10 protein-coding genes are annotated in these 17,958 nt (G+C 34.1%); 2 read left to right on the top strand and 8 right to left on the bottom strand.

What is annotated here, in order from left to right; genetic code table 11:
- Positions 1-183: 183 nt before the first annotated feature.
- The 7 genes from CHB81_RS03305 to CHB81_RS03275 all read right to left on the bottom strand — a co-directional run bounded on the left by CHB81_RS03305 (position 184) and on the right by CHB81_RS03275 (position 13,382).
- Positions 184-2,502 (bottom strand): glycoside hydrolase family 20 protein, encoded by a 2,319-nt coding sequence (locus CHB81_RS03305; RefSeq protein WP_089350462.1) that lies wholly within the window; start codon positions 2,500-2,502, stop codon positions 184-186.
- A 7-nt stretch (positions 2,503-2,509) separates the two neighbouring features.
- On the bottom strand, positions 2,510-5,650 hold the full coding sequence (locus CHB81_RS03300; protein ID WP_089350461.1) for a glycoside hydrolase family 2 TIM barrel-domain containing protein: 3,141 nt from the start codon (positions 5,648-5,650) through the stop codon (positions 2,510-2,512).
- 274 nt (positions 5,651-5,924) lie between these two features.
- On the bottom strand, positions 5,925-7,004 hold the full coding sequence (locus tag CHB81_RS03295) for a putative glycoside hydrolase (protein WP_089350460.1): 1,080 nt from the start codon (positions 7,002-7,004) through the stop codon (positions 5,925-5,927).
- A 6-nt stretch (positions 7,005-7,010) separates the two neighbouring features.
- Complete coding sequence (locus CHB81_RS03290; protein WP_089350459.1) at positions 7,011-8,078, bottom strand: carbohydrate-binding family 9-like protein; 1,068 nt, start codon at positions 8,076-8,078, stop codon at positions 7,011-7,013.
- 8 nt (positions 8,079-8,086) lie between these two features.
- Positions 8,087-9,052 (bottom strand): glycoside hydrolase family 130 protein, encoded by a 966-nt coding sequence (locus CHB81_RS03285; RefSeq protein WP_089350458.1) that lies wholly within the window; start codon positions 9,050-9,052, stop codon positions 8,087-8,089.
- 160 nt (positions 9,053-9,212) lie between these two features.
- A complete protein-coding gene (locus tag CHB81_RS03280; protein ID WP_089350457.1) occupies positions 9,213-11,090 on the bottom strand; it encodes a sodium:solute symporter family protein in 1,878 nt (625 codons plus the stop codon).
- 48 nt (positions 11,091-11,138) lie between these two features.
- Positions 11,139-13,382 carry a GH92 family glycosyl hydrolase gene (locus CHB81_RS03275; RefSeq protein ID WP_089350456.1) on the bottom strand — a complete coding sequence of 748 codons (2,244 nt, stop codon included), beginning with the start codon at positions 13,380-13,382 and terminating at the stop codon, positions 11,139-11,141.
- A gap of 121 nt (positions 13,383-13,503) precedes the next feature.
- Here CHB81_RS03275 and CHB81_RS03270 point away from each other — a divergent pair, with 121 nt between their 5' ends.
- Entirely contained in the window at positions 13,504-14,562 is a 1,059-nt protein-coding gene (locus CHB81_RS03270) for a sensor histidine kinase (RefSeq protein ID WP_089350455.1), read from the top strand.
- 68 nt (positions 14,563-14,630) lie between these two features.
- Positions 14,631-15,344 carry a LytTR family DNA-binding domain-containing protein gene (locus tag CHB81_RS03265; protein ID WP_089350454.1) on the top strand — a complete coding sequence of 238 codons (714 nt, stop codon included), beginning with the start codon at positions 14,631-14,633 and terminating at the stop codon, positions 15,342-15,344.
- Positions 15,345-15,906: 562 nt separating this feature from the next.
- On the opposite strand, the gene nagB is transcribed toward CHB81_RS03265, so the two are convergent.
- Positions 15,907-17,820, bottom strand: a complete 1,914-nt coding sequence (gene nagB / locus CHB81_RS03260; RefSeq protein WP_089350542.1) for a glucosamine-6-phosphate deaminase — start codon at positions 17,818-17,820, stop codon at positions 15,907-15,909.
- Between the last annotated feature and the right edge of the window lie 138 nt (positions 17,821-17,958).

The raw sequence follows: 17,958 nt of genomic DNA, 5'->3' as shown, positions 1-17,958 counted from the left end.
TTTTTTGTTTTTTGTTTTTTGGTATTATGCGTAATTCTGACTTTGTGAAAGCTTCAATCCATTTTTAAATAAAAACACATAGCTATGTGTAAGAAACTAGTTTCTTTTTATATTCTTTTTTATTCATTTCAAAATATAAATCTATGTTTCTATGTGTTTAAATAATTGCGCCCAACTGTCTATTTAATTCACAGAAATTTCATCAACAAATAACCATGAAGATTCGCCTTTAGGGCTTTTCTTTAAGTTAGCTGCGATTACTTTTACATAGCGTACATTTTGTTTTTCGAAATTGATTTTAAAATCTTTCAATTCCGGAACCGGACTTATCGCAAAAGGACGAGTCAGTTTTCCAACTTGTTTGTATGTGATGCCGTCATTTGAGACAAACACTTTAACTTCTATTGGAAAATTAACTCCTGCACCCTGACTTTCTAAAGTTCCAACTGACACTTCCTGAATACTTTCCTGCTTTTCCAGATCAACAACAAGTTCCATGTCATTTACCAGCCATGCTTGCCATTGTCCGTCATGGAAATTTTTGCTTCCGCGAATGCTGTTTACCATTGTATTGGCATCTCCTTTATAATTCTGATTAAAAGGAGTCAAATATTCTACTTTGCGTCCCACGGCTTTATGAAAAATAATAGTATCTGTAAACATTTTTCCTACCGGTTTGTCGTCTCGAAACAAAGAAGCTTTTAAGATTGTCGTTTCCTTAAATCCAATTGGGCTTGTATATTTTACAGCGTGATGATCCATATTTTTATTCCCTAAAACATATCGAATATCCGGATTTGGAAATTCATTTTTCAACTCAACATTAATTTGCATTTTGGCTAAATCAGCCGTTGAAGAAGCTGTTACCAAATAAGCACTTTTTGCGTAATTGATCCCTAAATAATCATAACGTCTTAATAATAAAAACAATCTTGTTGTAAAATCGTTCCAGTTGCGTTTTTCCTTTTGGCTCCATAATGTTTCTGATAATGCCGCTAATCTTGGAAAAATCATATATTCAGAATCTTTTGGGCCCGCCAGATGCTCTGCCCATAAATTCGCTTGTCCGCCTAACACGTGTGCAGCTTCCTGCGGTGTCATGGTTGAAACAACCGGATCAAATTCGTACACTTTATTTAACGGATTATAAGCATCAAAAGCCAATGGTTCTTCATTTTGAGGCCCTTGATAAAAATTAAAATAACAAGGAGATTCCGGAGTCATAATAACATCATGTCCCTGATCTGCTGCTTCAATACCACCTTTTGTACCTCTCCAGCTCATTACTGTAGCTTCCGGAGCTAAACCGCCTTCTATAATTTCGTCCCAGCCAATTACTTTTTTACCTTTAGAATTAATATATTTTTCAATACGTTTTACAAAATAACTTTGCAATTCATTAGTGTTTTTTAAGCCCAGATCTTTCATTCTTTTTTGACAATACGGACATTTTTCCCAATTGGTTTTAGTCGCTTCATCTCCACCAATATGAATGTATTTTGATGGAAAAACAGTCATTACTTCGTCTAATACATTTTGCAAAAACTCAAATGTAGATTCTTTTCCGGCACAATAAATATCCGTGATAGGCCATAATCCGCCAGACGGAACGCCAATACGCTGATCAAAACAAGCCAGTTCAGGATACGATGCAATAGCAGAACTTACGTGCGCCGGCATTTCGATTTCCGGAATTACTTCGATGTTTTTTGTTGCGGCATATTTTACAATTTCTTTTAATTCTTCCTGCGTAAAAAACCCGCCATAAGTCCCTTTTTCATCCGGATTTGTAGTCAATCTGGCATTCCAGGAAACATTTTCCTGATCGACCCTCCAGGCACCAACCTCGGTTAATTTTGGATATTTTTTTATTTCGATTCTCCAACCCTGATCGTCTACCAAGTGCAAATGCAAAACATTCATTTTATGCATCGCCAAACGATCGATTGTTGCCAGAATATAATTTTTATCAAAGAAATGGCGTGACACATCCAGCATCAAACCTCTCCATTTAAAACGTGGTTCATCAGTAATCGTTACATTCGGGATCTGCCATTTTTCAGATGTAATAGTATAATTACTTTCTATAGCAGCCGGAAGCAATTGTCTGACACTTTCTAAACCATACAGAAAACCTGCATTTCCTTTAGCCGAAATAGTAATACTTTTTTGATTTACATCTAATATATAAGCTTCATTTTTTAAGTTTTGATCGATTTTAAACTGGATAAAATTACTCACCGGAATTTTTGATGTAATTTCCGGACGCCAGCCTGCAGCAACTCCAAATTTATTGATTAAAGCAGTTGCAGCATCTTTTTGGAAATCGCCATTGACAACGAACTTTGTGTCTTTTGTAAATTCAAAAACACCTGCTTTTATCATTGTCTGATTTGGTTTTGGAATAATACGAATATCATTTTCCGTGTAAACTTTCTGTGCATAAGAAGACGTTACAAGCGCAAGAAAACCAATAATCAAACAGGACTTTATAATTCTCATATGCTAATTATTTTATTGATGGTGTTATTTTAAATTGATATTCATATTTTTTGTCTCTCAAAAGGTATTTTTCCATTGGCCAGGCTTGCCAGCTGTCTATACCACCAACTCCCATTTGTTTATAATCAATTTTAAGACTTGTTAAATCTCTTTCTTTCAATTCGGCAGCGTGTCGTTGGTCTTTTTTTAAACCATCATCCAAGTCTTCATTTAAAAAATGTAAAGCTGTAGTTGCCAACAATTCATTTGATGTAACCCTTATTTTCAATGTATCATTTGACAATTCCAACCAGCGAACATCAGTTTTATTACCGGTTTCCTGCGGACGGATGTATGGATAATATTGCTCTGAAACTGTTTGATTATAAATTCCAACTTGTGCACTATAATTTCTGTCGATATAATTTTCGTGTGGCCCTCTTCCGTAATAACTTATTGCACTAAAATCTTTAGGCAAAATTATTTCCATTCCAAATCTTGGTAATACCGGGGTTTCTTTTGTTTTATCGATATTCAATTGTTCTGTTACGCTTAATTCTCCGTTGCTGTTTATCTCGTAATTTAATTCTAAGGTAGCAGAAACTGACGTTAAATTATAAGTTGCTTTTACCTGAATTTTATTGTCTTTTGTACTCGTATATGACCAGTTTATAAGCGTAGGATTTTCTGTAGCTTCTTTCCATGCTTTTAAGCTTACCTGAAGATTTGCTCCAAAATCATTATCATTTGGCGCTCTCCAGAAATTTGGTCGCAATTGATAGCCGTCTTTTAGAACGGGTTTATTCTCGAATGAATAACCGTTTATAAATCCTGTTTTTTTATCGAAAGTTATCACGGCTTTATCACTTTTAAAAACGGTATTGTTTGCGTTTTTTTCTACATTTATTTTAGCCGCGCCATTAACTTTTATATTATTTTTCCAAATTCCTTTGTATGCCAATTGTTCTCTTGCGATTTCGAAACCTTTTGGCAAAAGCGGTTCGTCTTGTTTTAGCTGATAACTTATATTTATAAAAGCTTCACTAAATTGTTTATCGCCCAATTTAATAGGCAACGTATAGGTTTTTGACTGATTAGGATCGATTGCCAGATAGTCAATAACTCCTGAGTCTTGTGCAATACCGTCCAAAATTAATTTCCAGTGCAAAGTCACATTGCTTAAATCCTTAAACGAAAATTCATTGTACACTTTTATAGTTGCCGTTTCTTTATTCTCCCATGAAGTCAGAATGTTTTGCATTACATTTCGCATTTCAAAAGCATGCGGATTTGGTTTTCTTTCTACCGTAAATACACCATTATTGACAAAGTTGTTATCACTTCTTACATCTTTTGGTCCAAAATCTCCACCATAAGCAAGAATCTTAGTTCCGTCAGGTTGTATTTTATAAACCGACTGATCGATCATATCCCAGATAAATCCTCCCTGAAAGTTCGGATATTTACGAATTACATCCCAATAATCTTTAAAATTTCCCATAGAGTTTCCCATCGCATGCGCATACTCGCACTGAATATAAGGTCTTGACGGATTTGGGTTTGCCAGAATATATTCTTCCATTTTATTAGGCGAACTGTACATTGGGTCAATAATATCAGAATCCCATTCAAACTTCAGATCTTTTCCATCCCAAGCACCGGCTGTCGCTCTTTCGTACTGAATAGGTCTTGATTTATCGCGATTTTTAATCCATAAATACCCTCTGTAAAAATTGTAACCATTTCCGGCTTCGTTCCCCATACTCCATATAATGATCGAAGAATGGTTTTTATCCCTTTCGATCATTCGCTGCATTCGCTGAATGTGTGCCAGTTCCCAATCTGGTTTATTACCCAGCGTTTTGGTGATATCATAACCCATTCCGTGTGATTCTATATTGGCCTCATCAACCACATAAATTCCGTATTTATCGCATAACTCGTAGAAATATTCATCGTTAGGATAATGCGACATTCTTACTGCATTGATATTAAATTCTTTCATGACTTTAATATCCTGTTCCATGCGTTCTCTCGAAATAGTTTGTCCCGCAACCGGATCAACTTCATGACGGTTTACCCCTTTTATGTAAATTGCTTTTCCGTTTACTAAAAGTTGTCCGCCCTTGATTTCTACTTTTCTAAAGCCTACGTTTTGATTGATTACTTCGATAACATTTCCTTTTTTATCTTTTAAAAGAAAAGAAACCTGATATAAATTTGGGATTTCGGCACTCCATTTCTTCGGATTATTTACAGCGAAGTCAAAAGTTTGTTTTTCGCTTAAAGCGGAAATAGTTTTAGAGGTAACTATTTTATCACCGTCTTTTAACTGAACTTCTAAATTATAACCGTCTTTTTTATTTAAATCTGAAAATTCAGTTGCAATTTTCAAAGTTCCGTTTACATAAGAAGCGTCTAAATCCGGAATGATTTCATAATCTTTAAGATGTGTTTTATTTCTGGCAACCAGATAAGAATCTCTGGTAATTCCGCTCATTCGCCACATATCCTGACATTCTAAATACGAACCGTCATTCCATTTCATTACTTTTAGAACGATACTATTTTTGCCTGTTTTTACATATTTACTCAGATTAAATTCAGAAGGCAATTTTCCGTCTTCGCCATATCCCACATAAACGCCGTTCACCCAAACCGTAAGATTCGATTTTGCGGTACCAATATGTAGAAAAATATCTTTTCCTTCCCAAGATTTATCAATTGTAATATCCCTTCTGTAAATACCCGTAGGATTATATTTAGTGGGCACAAATGGGGGGTTTGGCGCCATTAAATAATCAAAATCATACGTGGTATTTACATAAACAGGATATCCATAACCATTTACATCCCAGCTTGCAGGAATTCTGAAATTATCCCAGGATGTGTCATTAAAATTACTTTTTTCAAATTCCTTCGGAAGATCATCCGGACTGTCAACATACTTAAATTTCCAGGCTCCGTTAATATCCAGATAATTTTTAGATTGTCTCCATTCATTTTTAGTTGCCAATGCTTCATTTTCAAAAACATAATAAGCAGCGTGCATCGGCTCCCTATTATCTTCATTGATTTTTTCGTTTTGCCAGAAAGGAACTTTTTCCTGTGCATTAACTGATCCTATTGAAGCAATCAAAACTGATAATATGGATATTGTTTTTTTCATTCTTTATTTTTTATAAGTGTAGTCCCTACGGGACAAAAAAATGGTAAAATAAATTGATCTCTACCAAATATGTAATCTCTCCGGGATATTTTTTATTACTCCGTTAGGAGTTTAATATTGGTAGAATTATCGAAAGACACACCATAGAAATATCCCATAGGGATTATACTTTTTTACAACCAACTTATTTGTTGAATTTTTAAACCAGCAACTTGAATTAATTATACGCAATTTGACATATCATTTATTTTAATCTTTTGAAGAGGTTAAAAAGCTATTTTAAACTTGCTTTTGTTTCTTTGATTGTCTTTAAATTACTATCAGACAATGCATTTCCGTCAAAAAATGAAACACCAACAGCTCCATTTTCTTTTGCCAACAAGATAGCTTCTTTTAACTCCTTATCGTTTTTCAATCCCGGAATATAAATTCCCGTATTGATTTTCGTTTTTTTATCTTCTAAATCAGTAACACCTTGTTTTGTGGCATAACCAACCCAGTCAATTTCTTCATTATAAAAACTATGATAAATCATAGGATATACTTCATCAATATTCCATTTGTCCCAACGTTGTCGTACCATGTGATCTGCCATTTCAGGATAAGGAAATACTGCTGCGGTTAAATTTTTATTGTGCTTGTGCGCAATTTTATAAGCATCGTCAACGACTGCTTTTATGGCATTTAATCTAAAGTTTTTCCACTCCATATCAATAGAAGTGTTGTGACTTGTTTTGGGGTTTTTATGATGTATTTTTTCAAATGCTTTTACACATTCATCACAATAACAAAAATCGAATTGGGGTAATTCTACATCTTGAACTAAGTTGTATTTTGGTAATAAACTTATCGGTAAAAAAATATCGGGAAAACGAATATAATCTAAATGTACACTTTCGATTCCTTCTACTTTTGCCAGTTCTTCTACCAAACCTAAAACGTGATCTCTTGATGCTTTTCTTGTTGGGCATAACCATTGATAATAATCCACATAAGGGCGGTTATCAAAACATGATTTTCCTTCTTTGCTAACCATGTACCAATCCGGATGTTGCAATGCAACAGAATCATCCGGTCTGTTCATAGCCATGATCCAGGCATGTACTTTCAAGCCTTCTTTTGTGGCAAGAGGCGCTAATCTTTTCAAGAGTTTTGGATCTGTTTTGGTATTGATTAATACTTCATCGATTCCGCCATCTTTATATTTTTTGAATTCTTTGGTGTAATCTGCATCCGATTTTTTAGGATCAGCGGTTGTCCAGACTCCAAATTTAAAATTGGTTTGTTCTTCTTTTTTAGCGCAGGAAAAAATGCTGAGTGCTATTAAAAAAAGTAATAGTTTTGATAGTTTCATAGTAGTTTATTTTTGTATTATTTTGCCATCTTGCCTGATAATAAATGTTTGATTAGAAAATGGACTTTTTATCGAAATGTTGTATCCCGTTGAATGATTTTCTACTATTGGTTTTAAAATTTTACCATCAACACTAATAGTTTCTTTGGTTAGATTTTGTATAGATTTTGCCCACACTTTATTCTTCTGATAATATTCTTTTTGGGCTCTGTACAAATTATAAAGTTCCCATTTTACTTTTTCTTCCTGCGGAATAGTAAAGTTGTCTTTTCCATCTTTGGAAGAAAAATAAACATACCCCCATTTCTCCGGTTCGTGCATATTGATTACGCCCATTGGCGACCAAACCCAATTGTACTCCGGTAAAAATTTTCCGTCAGCATCTTTTTTCCGTTCATAACTGCCATTCGTAATACTATGTTGCCAATTGACTCTTGAAAAATTAACTCTCCAAAATTTATCTACAGGCACATTTTTATCAAAATAAGATGTTTTATAAGATGCCCAGGGAATCGCCATTTCTAATATCCAACCTTCATCTGTATCGTTTGCATTATTTAGCGTTCCGTTGATTTTTACTGCTGATTTCAGGCCCGGAATATTCCAGTCGTTTAAAACAACATTATCATTTTCTCTGTAAGGCTTTGACAAAAATAGATCCCAAGCTGTATTTAAGGCATTTATCTCTAATTCATAATAGTTAAAAGTGTCGCTGTCGGGATCTATAAAAACTTCAAAATCATTATTGTAAAAGATAATCGTATCACGCTGTTTTAAATTTGCCCAAACGTGCGGTTCCTCAATTTTTGCTAAAATGTAAAAATTGGTTTCATCCCAGAGCATTTTAACTTTTGTTGCATATTTTGGTTTTACATTATTTTCTATGTCTTCAAAAAGATCAGTCCAATCTACTTTATTCCATGAAGCATCAGCTTCGTCTCCATCGATTACAATTGGATTTCTAGTTTTAGCAGCAACGTAAGTTTTAGGTATTATGGTATTTTTCGATTGTGAGTAACCACTAATCGAGAGAAATCCTAAAACTACTTTTAACCATTGAATTTTTAAACGCATGCTTTTTATTATAAACTATTATCTTTTGTAAACTGAATAACTTCACTTAATTTACCAAATGCTATCGCTACAACGGTATCTGCTGCACCGTAATATACGGCTAATTTATCTTCTTCAATATCATGCAAAGCGGCACATGGGAAAACTACATTTGGTACGTCTCCAACCATTTCATAAATTTCTGCCGGACCTAATAAATAAGGTTGTGTTCTATATTTTACCTGATCTGGTGCGTTTTCATCCAAAAGTGCTGCTCCCATCGCATAACGAAAACCATTGCAGGTATTGATAACGCCGTGATAAATCATCAGCCAGCCTTCGCTAGTCAAAATTGGAATTGGTCCTGCGCCTACTTTGGTACATTGCCATGCGCTTTGCTCAAAAGGAGATGGTTTCATAACCAAACGGTGTTCTCCCCAGTATTTCATATCCGGGCTATAACTAATCCAGATATCTCCAAAAGGCGTATGACCATTATCACTCGGACGGCTTAACATGGCATATTTTCCGTTTATTTTTTGTGGAAACAAAACTCCATTTCTGTTAAATGGCAGAAAGGCATTTTCGCATTGAAAAAATTCTTTGAAGTCAAAAGTATATCCAATACCAATTGTAGGTCCATTGTATCCGTTACACCACGTAATCCAGTAACGATCTTCGATAAAAACAACACGGGGGTCATATTTATAAGCAGATTCGATCATATCAGTATTACCGGATTGCATTACAATTGGTTCGTGATTAATGTCCCAATCGATTCCGTTTTTACTGAAACCTGCAAAAATGTTCATTTGTACCGCTTTGTTATCACATCTAAAAACACCTGCAAAGCCATCTCCAAAAGGCACAACCGCACTATTAAAAATACTGTTTGATGATGGGATTGCATATCTGTCGATAATTGGGTTTTCAGAATATCTCCACATTACGTCGTTGCTGTTTTCGGGTCTGTCTTGCCAAGGAATAGTACTCATGCTCTCTTTACTTTATTATTATAGTTTGTTTTTTTGTTTTTTGTTGCTGTGCGTATTAACCTTTGTCAAAGTTTAAAACTTTGACAAAGGTTTTTCAGTTCTTTTAATTATCTAATTTTCTAATTGGCTAATTATCTAATTGACTTATTATCTAATTTGACTAATCCTCTATTCTGCGAACTTTATCTAACCAAGTAAATTTCAATATTGTTGTCGTTACTAAAAACACAACCAATGCTATAATTGCTTTTGGATAATCTCTGATAATGAAAAATATTGGAAGCAAAATCATACTGGACTGCCATACAATTCCGATAATACAATTGAGCATATCTTTCCAGAAATCATTATTTTTTTCGAAACTCTGATCTTCAATTTTTAATGTTTTATAAACCGGATTCCACCAACCCCAAGGTCTTACATTGGTGTAGAAAGATCTTAAAACTTCTATATCTGTTGGTTTGCTCAGGAACGTTCCTAAAAGACAACCTAAAATAGAGAAACCAAATATTAACGGAAACAGATAAATTGCCTGCACTTGTGCTAAATCGTATAAAAATGATCCTTCGGACAAACTTCCTTTAGCCTGACCTAAAGCAAATTGTAATGACGCTACGATTAATCCGGCGAACATTCCCCAGAAATAACCCCAGCCGTTAAAACGCCACCAAATCCATTTCAGGAAATTGGCTGCAACGTAACCTCCATACAAAGCACTTGTAATCCATAAAGTTAGCGAATTTATAGAATCTGCAAAGAATCCCATGAAAACCCCTAAACCAACTACAAGGAAAGATGAAATCTGACTCACCTTAATATAGTGTGCGTTTGTTGCAACAGGTTTAAAATATTTTTTATAAATATCATTTACAATATAAGCTGGTCCGGCGTTAACGAATGCCGAAAATCCGGACATGAATGCTGCTAATAAACCGGCAAGCAGAATTCCTTTTATTCCAACCGGAATGTATAAGTTAACGACTTTTGGCATTAATAATTCCAAATCGGCTCCTGTTAAACCTGTATTAGCATTTAGTTCCGGTGCCATGTTTACCAAAGCAATTACCACAATTCCGGTAATTAATAAATATCTTGGTATAAACAAAATCAGGTTGGTAAAACCACTCATATATGCCGCTTCTTTTACTGATTTTGTAGAAAGAATTCTTTGTAAATCGTAGCTTGGTGTTGGTCCTGCAATACTGGCGAAGAAACCTTTGAACAATGTCATTCCGATAAAAGCGCCAAACATTTTGTATCCTTCAGAATCAATTAAATTATTGAACGTTTGGAATTTATCAGTCCATTGGGTTTCAAATTGCCATCCGAAGAAAACATTTTTCCATTCATCAGTAATAACTGAATTAATCTGAATATCTGTGTAATTGATAAAAGCATAACCGGCAATTAAAACTCCGGCAATAATCATGATTAAATATTGCACTACTTCTGTAGCAACTACAGAAAACATTCCGCCTTTTACGGTATAAATTGTCGTTAATAAAATGATTATTAAGGCATAAGAACGTTCTGAAGTCAGTAAAATTAAATCGCCATAATGAAGCGTTAAATCCCAAGGCAAAATAATGGTTACAAATTTCCCGATTCCTTCAAAAAAGTAAGCGATAAAACCAATTGTTGAGATAATAGCAAAAACGGCTACAATAATATGAGACGCTTTTCCGGCTCTGTCACTTCCAAAACGGGTTAAAATCCATTCAGAACCTGTCATTACTTTTGATTTTCTAATCCAGACTGCGAGAAACATCATTACAAAAATCTGATTCCATATGGGCCAAAGCCACATAAACATAAAACTTTTTACACCATATAAAAACAATACTCCAATCATCCAGGAGGTTCCGGAGACATCAAACATTCCTGATCCGTTGCTCAGACCTAAGAAATACCATTTGATTGTTTTCCCGCCAAGGAAATAATCATCTAACCCTTTTGATGCTTTTCTTGAAATCCAAATTCCTATTCCTACCGATAGTAGAATATAGGTTACGATGATTGATACGTCAATAATATCCATTAATTTTTGTTGTTTGCTGGTTAGTTATCTGATTAGTTATTGTGTTAATTATTTTTTTAATCCCCAATTTTTATTGGGTTCGGCGCCCATCATAAAATGTAAAACTCCGCCTTGTACGATTTGTTTGTGTGTGATTACTGTTTGATTGAATTCGGCTCCGTTTAAGGTTGCCGATTGTATATAGAAATTTTTGTCTGAAACATTTTCGGCTTCAATAACAAACGATTTTCCACCTTCGAGATTGATTTTTACTTTTTCGAAAATTGGACTTCCAATTTCATATTCTCCAGAAGCGGGATTCATAGGATACAATCCCATTGAACTGAAAATGTACCATGCTGACATTTGCCCGCAATCTTCATTTCCGCTTAGTCCGTTTGGCGTTGTATTGTATTGCGTGTCCAGAATATGGCGAACCCAATATTGCGTTCTCCACGGTTGGTTTGCATGATTAAACATATAGGCAATGTGATGACTTGGCTCGTTTCCGTGTGCATATTGACCTATTAATCCTGAAATATCTGCCGAAACATTACTACCTGTAATCTCTGAACTTTCGGTAAAAAGTTGTTCTAATCGTTTTGCAAATATCTCATTGCTGCCGTGCAATGCAATAAAATTATCTACATTTTGAGGCACAAACCAGCTGTGCTGCCAGGCATTTCCTTCGGTATAATCCGTGTGTTCTCTGTGGTTCGAGTGTTTGGGATCAAAAGGTTCGTTCCATGATTTTCCGTCTTCAGATTTTCCTCTCATAAATCCGGTTTTCGGATCAAATAAATATTGATAAGCCTGAGATCTTTTTAAGAAAAATTGATAGTCTTCATTTTTTCCTAAAGCTTTTGCCATTTGCGCTACACACCAATCGTCATAAGCATATTCTAAAGTTATGGTAACGGATTCGTCTAGTAAGTTATACGGAATATAACCGTATTTTTTGTAGAAATTTAATCCTCGCTCGTCCTGCATCATGGTGTTTTTCATGGCTTGGTAGGCTTTTTCGGCATCAAAACCTTTAATGCCTTTTTGGTATGCGTCAACAATTACCGGAATGGAATGATATCCTGTCATGGTATTCGTTTCGTTGGCGTAGAGTGTCCAGACCGGTAATATTTTTTTAGTATCGTAATACGCTAACATTGAATTAACAATATCTGATGTTTTATCCGGAGCCAGTAAAGTCAATAGTGGATTTTCTGCCCTAAAAGTATCCCATAGTGATAAGGTCGAATAAGTGGTATAACCTTTTGCTGTTGCAATCTGGTCATCCTCTTTTCTAAATTGACCGTTTTTATCACTATAGGCTACAGGGGCAACTTGGGCGTGGAACATCGCGGTATAGAAAATGGTTTTCAATGAATCTATTGGGGTTTCAACTTCAATTTTACTCAAAGCGGCATTCCAGATTGTAGCTGCTTCTGATTTTGTTTTTTCGAAAGTTGATTTTTCGTCGTCTAAATTATCTTTGGCATTAGCCACACTAACAGATGATAAAGCTACTTTTACAAATAGTTCATCAGTATTATTTGCATTAAAAAACAGTTGTGTTGCTGTATTTTCTCCTTCGGCAGATTTTCCTGTAACAACCTGTTTATTTGCTAATAAAACAGATTCTGAAATGGGCTTTGAAAACTTTGCCACAAAAAATACTTTCTGATTTTTTGCCCAACCAGTACTAAAACGGTAACCGCTTATAGTATATTGGTCTTCGATGGTAATTCCGGTTTTTAGCGTTTTATCCCAATTAATAGCAAAACCAAGATCGATAATTACGGATTGTTTGTCGTTTTTGGCAAATGTGTATTTATGGAATGCTGTGCGTTGTGAAGAAGTTAATTCTACATTGATTTTAGGATCCTCAAGAAAAACCTGGTAAGAGCCCGGTGTTGCTTTTTCGTTAACATGACTGTAAGTTGATTTATAAGGTAATTGATCTCGTGAAGTTGTTTTGGTTGTTAAATCGAGTTTTTTATTAGTGGGCATAAATAAGATATCGGCCAAATCACCAATTCCGGTTCCGCTTAAATGCAAATGACTGAATCCCGCTACGATAGAATCTGAATAATGATAACCGGAACACCAGTCCCAGTTCGAAATACCATTGTCAGGACTTACTTGCAACATCCCGAAAGGAACGGTCGCTCCGGGATAAGTATGTCCATGTCCACCAGTACCGATAAAAGGATTTGCATGATTAGCAAAAATATTTTGCTCACTTTTATTTTTGTATGTCTTTATTTTACAACTTGCAAACAGAATTGCAAATAAAATCACCAACGTAAAATTCTTCATATAAAACAACCTTAATTTAACTTTAAATTTAAACAAACCAGACTTTTATTAAAACTAATTTAGACGGACGACGTATAAACTAAGATAAACATCATAAAAAGTCACAAAACGCATCATTATTATGAATTTCAATTCCAGCAAACTATATCGCATACCATTGCATTATCACATCATTTTTTGGCTTACTTACTTTTTATTTAACACATTTAGATGGGGAAGCTATTTTAATGATTATCTCTATTCGCTTAAGACAAACTTGTTGGGCTTTCCTATTCACATGACATTATGTTACCTGAATATTTTAATTTTTATGCCTTTTTTGGTTTATCGAAAAAAATATCTCCTTTATATTCTTGCAGTTTTATCTTCGATATTTATAATGGTGATTTTAAAATTCAATCTTACCTATTTATTAATAACACATAATGTATGGCCTGAAGGACCTGAAACGATCGATAAATTAACGCTTAATTATACGATCGACATGATGATGGGTGAACTTTATGTGATTACCTTTGTAACGGCTATCAAGATTACTTTAGACTTTTTGAAAGAACAAAAAAGGGTAACAGATCTTGAAAAATCACAATTAGAAACTGAATTGCTTTTTTTGAAATCTCAAATTTCTCCGCATTTTTTCTTTAATACTTTAAATAATATTTATTCTTTATCTGTAGAAAAATCAAACAAAACCCCAAAAATTGTTCTTAAACTTTCTGAGTTAATGCGTTATATGTTATATGATACCAAAAGTAAAAGACAGACTTTAGAGAATGAAATTCTTTGTATTCAAAATTATCTTGATTTAGAGCGCATTAGAAACGATGATCGATTAGAAGTAAATATGTCTATTTCCGGAGATATTCATGATAAGGAAATAGCTCCTATAATATTATTGACTTTTGTAGAAAATGCTTTTAAACATGGTGTAAACAAGAATACAGGAAAAGTAATAATTGACATTAATTTTAAAATAAAAGGTGATTTCCTACACTTTACCATCTCAAACCCAATGGCAGAAATTACACACCACAAAGACAATTTTAACAAGTCAAGTGGCATAGGTATTGAGAACGTTAAAAAAAGACTTGAACTAGGTTATAATAAAAATGACTATAAGCTTTCATTTAAGAATAAAAAGAATATTTTTGTCGTAAAGCTGGTGATTAAAGTAACCTAAAATAACTTTTCCTCGTATATAGATTTACCAGCTAAACTATTTCGCTCAAATAACTTAAGACTATAGAAATGAAAATAAATTGTTTGATTATCGACGATGAACCTTTGGCGATTAATGTTATTAAAAATTATTTAGAAGCAGTTGAAAATTTTGAGGTAATAGACACTTTCAGCAATCCAATAGAAGGTTTAAACTTTTTGAAAAACAATAAAGTTGATGTCATTTTTCTTGACATTAACATGCCTGTTCTTGATGGTATTAATTTTATAAAAAGCCTTGAAAATCCACCAATCCTTATTATTACAAGTGCTTATAGTCAGTTTGCAATTGAGACTTATGAATTAGATGTTTTAGATTATCTGGTAAAACCAATCGAGTTCCCAAGGTTAATGAAAACGCTGAATAAGATTAGTAAAAGACTCGAAATTAAAAATAATATTCCCCACGAAAACATTCAGGAAAGTCCTTTTATCTTTGTGAAAATCGATAAAAAAAGAATGAAAAAGATCTTCTTTAATGAAATTCTGGTCATCGAAAGCTTAAAAGATTATCTAAAAATAAATACTCTTACCGGCAAATACATCATACACAGCACATTATCTGATTTTACAGACTTATTACCCGAAAGAAATTTTTTAAGAATACACCGATCTTATACTATTGCAATCGATAAAATTGATGCCGTTGAAGGAAACAGTATTGAGATTGAAGGACTTAGATATGTAATTGGAAGATCTTATATCGATCATGTAAAGCAGAGGATTTTGAATTCTTCGATCTAAACAATTGTTAGTCTGAGCGAAATCGAAGACATTTTTATATAACGAAACCTTTGTCAACATTTTAAAACTTTGACAAAGGTCTTTTTATTTATAAACTGTGTCATTTTAAGGAATCTTCATTAGGAACACTATGACGATTGGTAATTTCTATACGGATTTTCTAGTGTGATTTTTCGTACCGAAATGACAAGATTGGGTTTTGATTGCGAATGATGGATTAAAATCCATCTCTACAATATATTTTGTTCCTACGGAACTGTCTAAAAAATTCAGGAGGAATGATTTTGTAACAACGTCCCGAGGCTTCGGGATTAATTCGTTGAAACTAATAAAGATTTGGTTTTATCATAGAAATTGAAATGATAAGATTGTAATGAAAAATCACATTGTGGAGCTACTTTACGCCCTTCGACTTCGCTAAGGGTGACATAAAATGAGTCAAAATATTCGTTTAAATTAAGCACAAAAAAATGCAGCCTAACCAGGGCTGCATTTTCAAAATTGGTAACTAACCAAAATAAACCACATGAAATAGTTTATTATATTTTAAAAGACAAACAATCTAAAAATAATATCGTTTAAAAGCTTCGATTGCAGAGTAATCTGCTAATCCTAAAGCGTGATATTTTTCGGCTGTTAATCTGTTTCTGTCTTCTACTCGTACCCAGAATTCGCGACTGTCATCACCCTGGAACATTACACCATCCTTTTGAGATTGATGATAAAAGATGGCATGACGTTTTTTAAGAACCTGATCAGGGCTCATTGGAACCGCCATTTCGATTTGGTACGATTCCCATTCATGCCATGCTCCTCTATACAACCAAACCCAACAATCATCCATATAACTGTTGTGTTTTACTCTTTTTAAAGCTTCAAATAAGCTATCCAGACAAACTTTATGGGTTCCGTGCGGATCTGCTAAATCTCCAGCTGCATAAATCTGATGTGGTTTTATCCTTTCGATAATATCACACATAATTTGAATATCAGCCTCTCCAAGGTTATTTTTCTTAACTGTTCCAGTTTCATAAAATGGTAAATCTAAAAAGTTAACATTAGAATCCGGCACGCCCAAATATCTGGTGGCTGCAACAGATTCACTTCTTCTAATTAATCCTTTTAATTTTCTAACTTCTAATGAATCAATATCATTCGCTTTTTTGCTCTTTAAAAAGTTTATAATATTTTCAGATTCTGTAGAATTTGCATTCAATGCTTTTGATATTTCAGCAAATTTTAAAGCTTCTTCGTTCGAAACAGCAATATTCCCTGAGGTTTGATAGGCAATATGTACTTCATGTCCTTGCTCTACCAATCTGTCAAAAGTTCCGCCCATTGATATAACATCATCATCCGGATGCGGACTAAAAATGATGATTCTTTTTCTTTCTGGCGTTGCGCGTTCCGGTCTGTAGGTATCATCTGAATTTGGTTTTCCTCCCGGCCAACCTGTAATGGTTTGCTGCATTTTGTTAAACATTTTAATGTTTAGATCATATGCAGTTCCTTCTTCTGTCAAAAGGCTCGACATTCCGTTATCGTTGTAATCCTTATCTGTTAGTTTCAAAAAAGGTTTTTTGGTCAATTCACTTAACCACGCTACGGCTTTCAGTTTTAATTCTTCTGTCCAGATTACAGACTTAACCAACCAGGGAGTTTTTACTCTGGTTAATTCTGATGAAGCTTCTGTATCTAAAACAAATGTTGTGTTGTTGTGCTGTTGTAAATACGTCGCCGGAACTCGTGAAGAAATTTCTCCTTCGATAGTATTATTTATAATTTCAGCCTTACTGATTCCCCATCCAAGAAGTACAATTCTTTTGGCATTTTTTACGGTACCAATTCCCATTGTGATCGCTTTTCTGGGTACATTATCGATTCCTAAAAATGAAGATGCAGCATCGATACGTGTCAAATGATCTAATGTAATACTTCTGGTAGCCGAGTTAACATGAGATCCCGGTTCGTTAAACCCGATGTGTCCGGTTCTGCCTATACCTAAAAGCTGAAAATCTAATCCGCCATAGGCTTTAATCTTCATTTCGTAATCTATACAATATTGTTGTAAGTCTTCATTGCTTATGTTTCCGTTAGGAATATTTATATTTTGTGGTAAAATATCAACATGATTAAAAAGATGCTCGTGCATAAAATACCAATAACTCTGAATATTATTTTTATCCATTGGATAATATTCATCTAAATTGAAGGTTACAACATTGGCAAAACTCAAACCTTCTTCTTTATGCAAGCGAACCAATTCTTCGTAAACTTTTACTGGCGAAGATCCTGTTGCGAGTCCTAAAACGCATGGTTCGTTTAACTCATCTTTTCTTTGAATTATATTGGCTATTTCCTGAGCAACTAATACCGAAGCTTCCTGAGATGAATCGAAAATTACATTATGAATCTTCTCAAAACGGGTTTCTTCGAACTTCCCAGCTTCTTTGAAATTTATATTTTCTTTAACCATTTGACTATTGTTGTAATTATTTATCATAAAATTAAATAATACATGACGTATATAATCAAAAATTCGACTAATAACCTGTTACCTTCGGCAGAAGACATAATTGGAAACTTTAAGTAAAAAGATTGCTAATTAAAGTTG

It is taken from the genome of Flavobacterium sp. ov086 (assembly GCF_900187965.1).
Classification (GTDB): Bacteria; Bacteroidota; Bacteroidia; order Flavobacteriales; family Flavobacteriaceae; genus Flavobacterium.
This window is presented reverse-complemented; position numbering and strand designations above follow the sequence as displayed.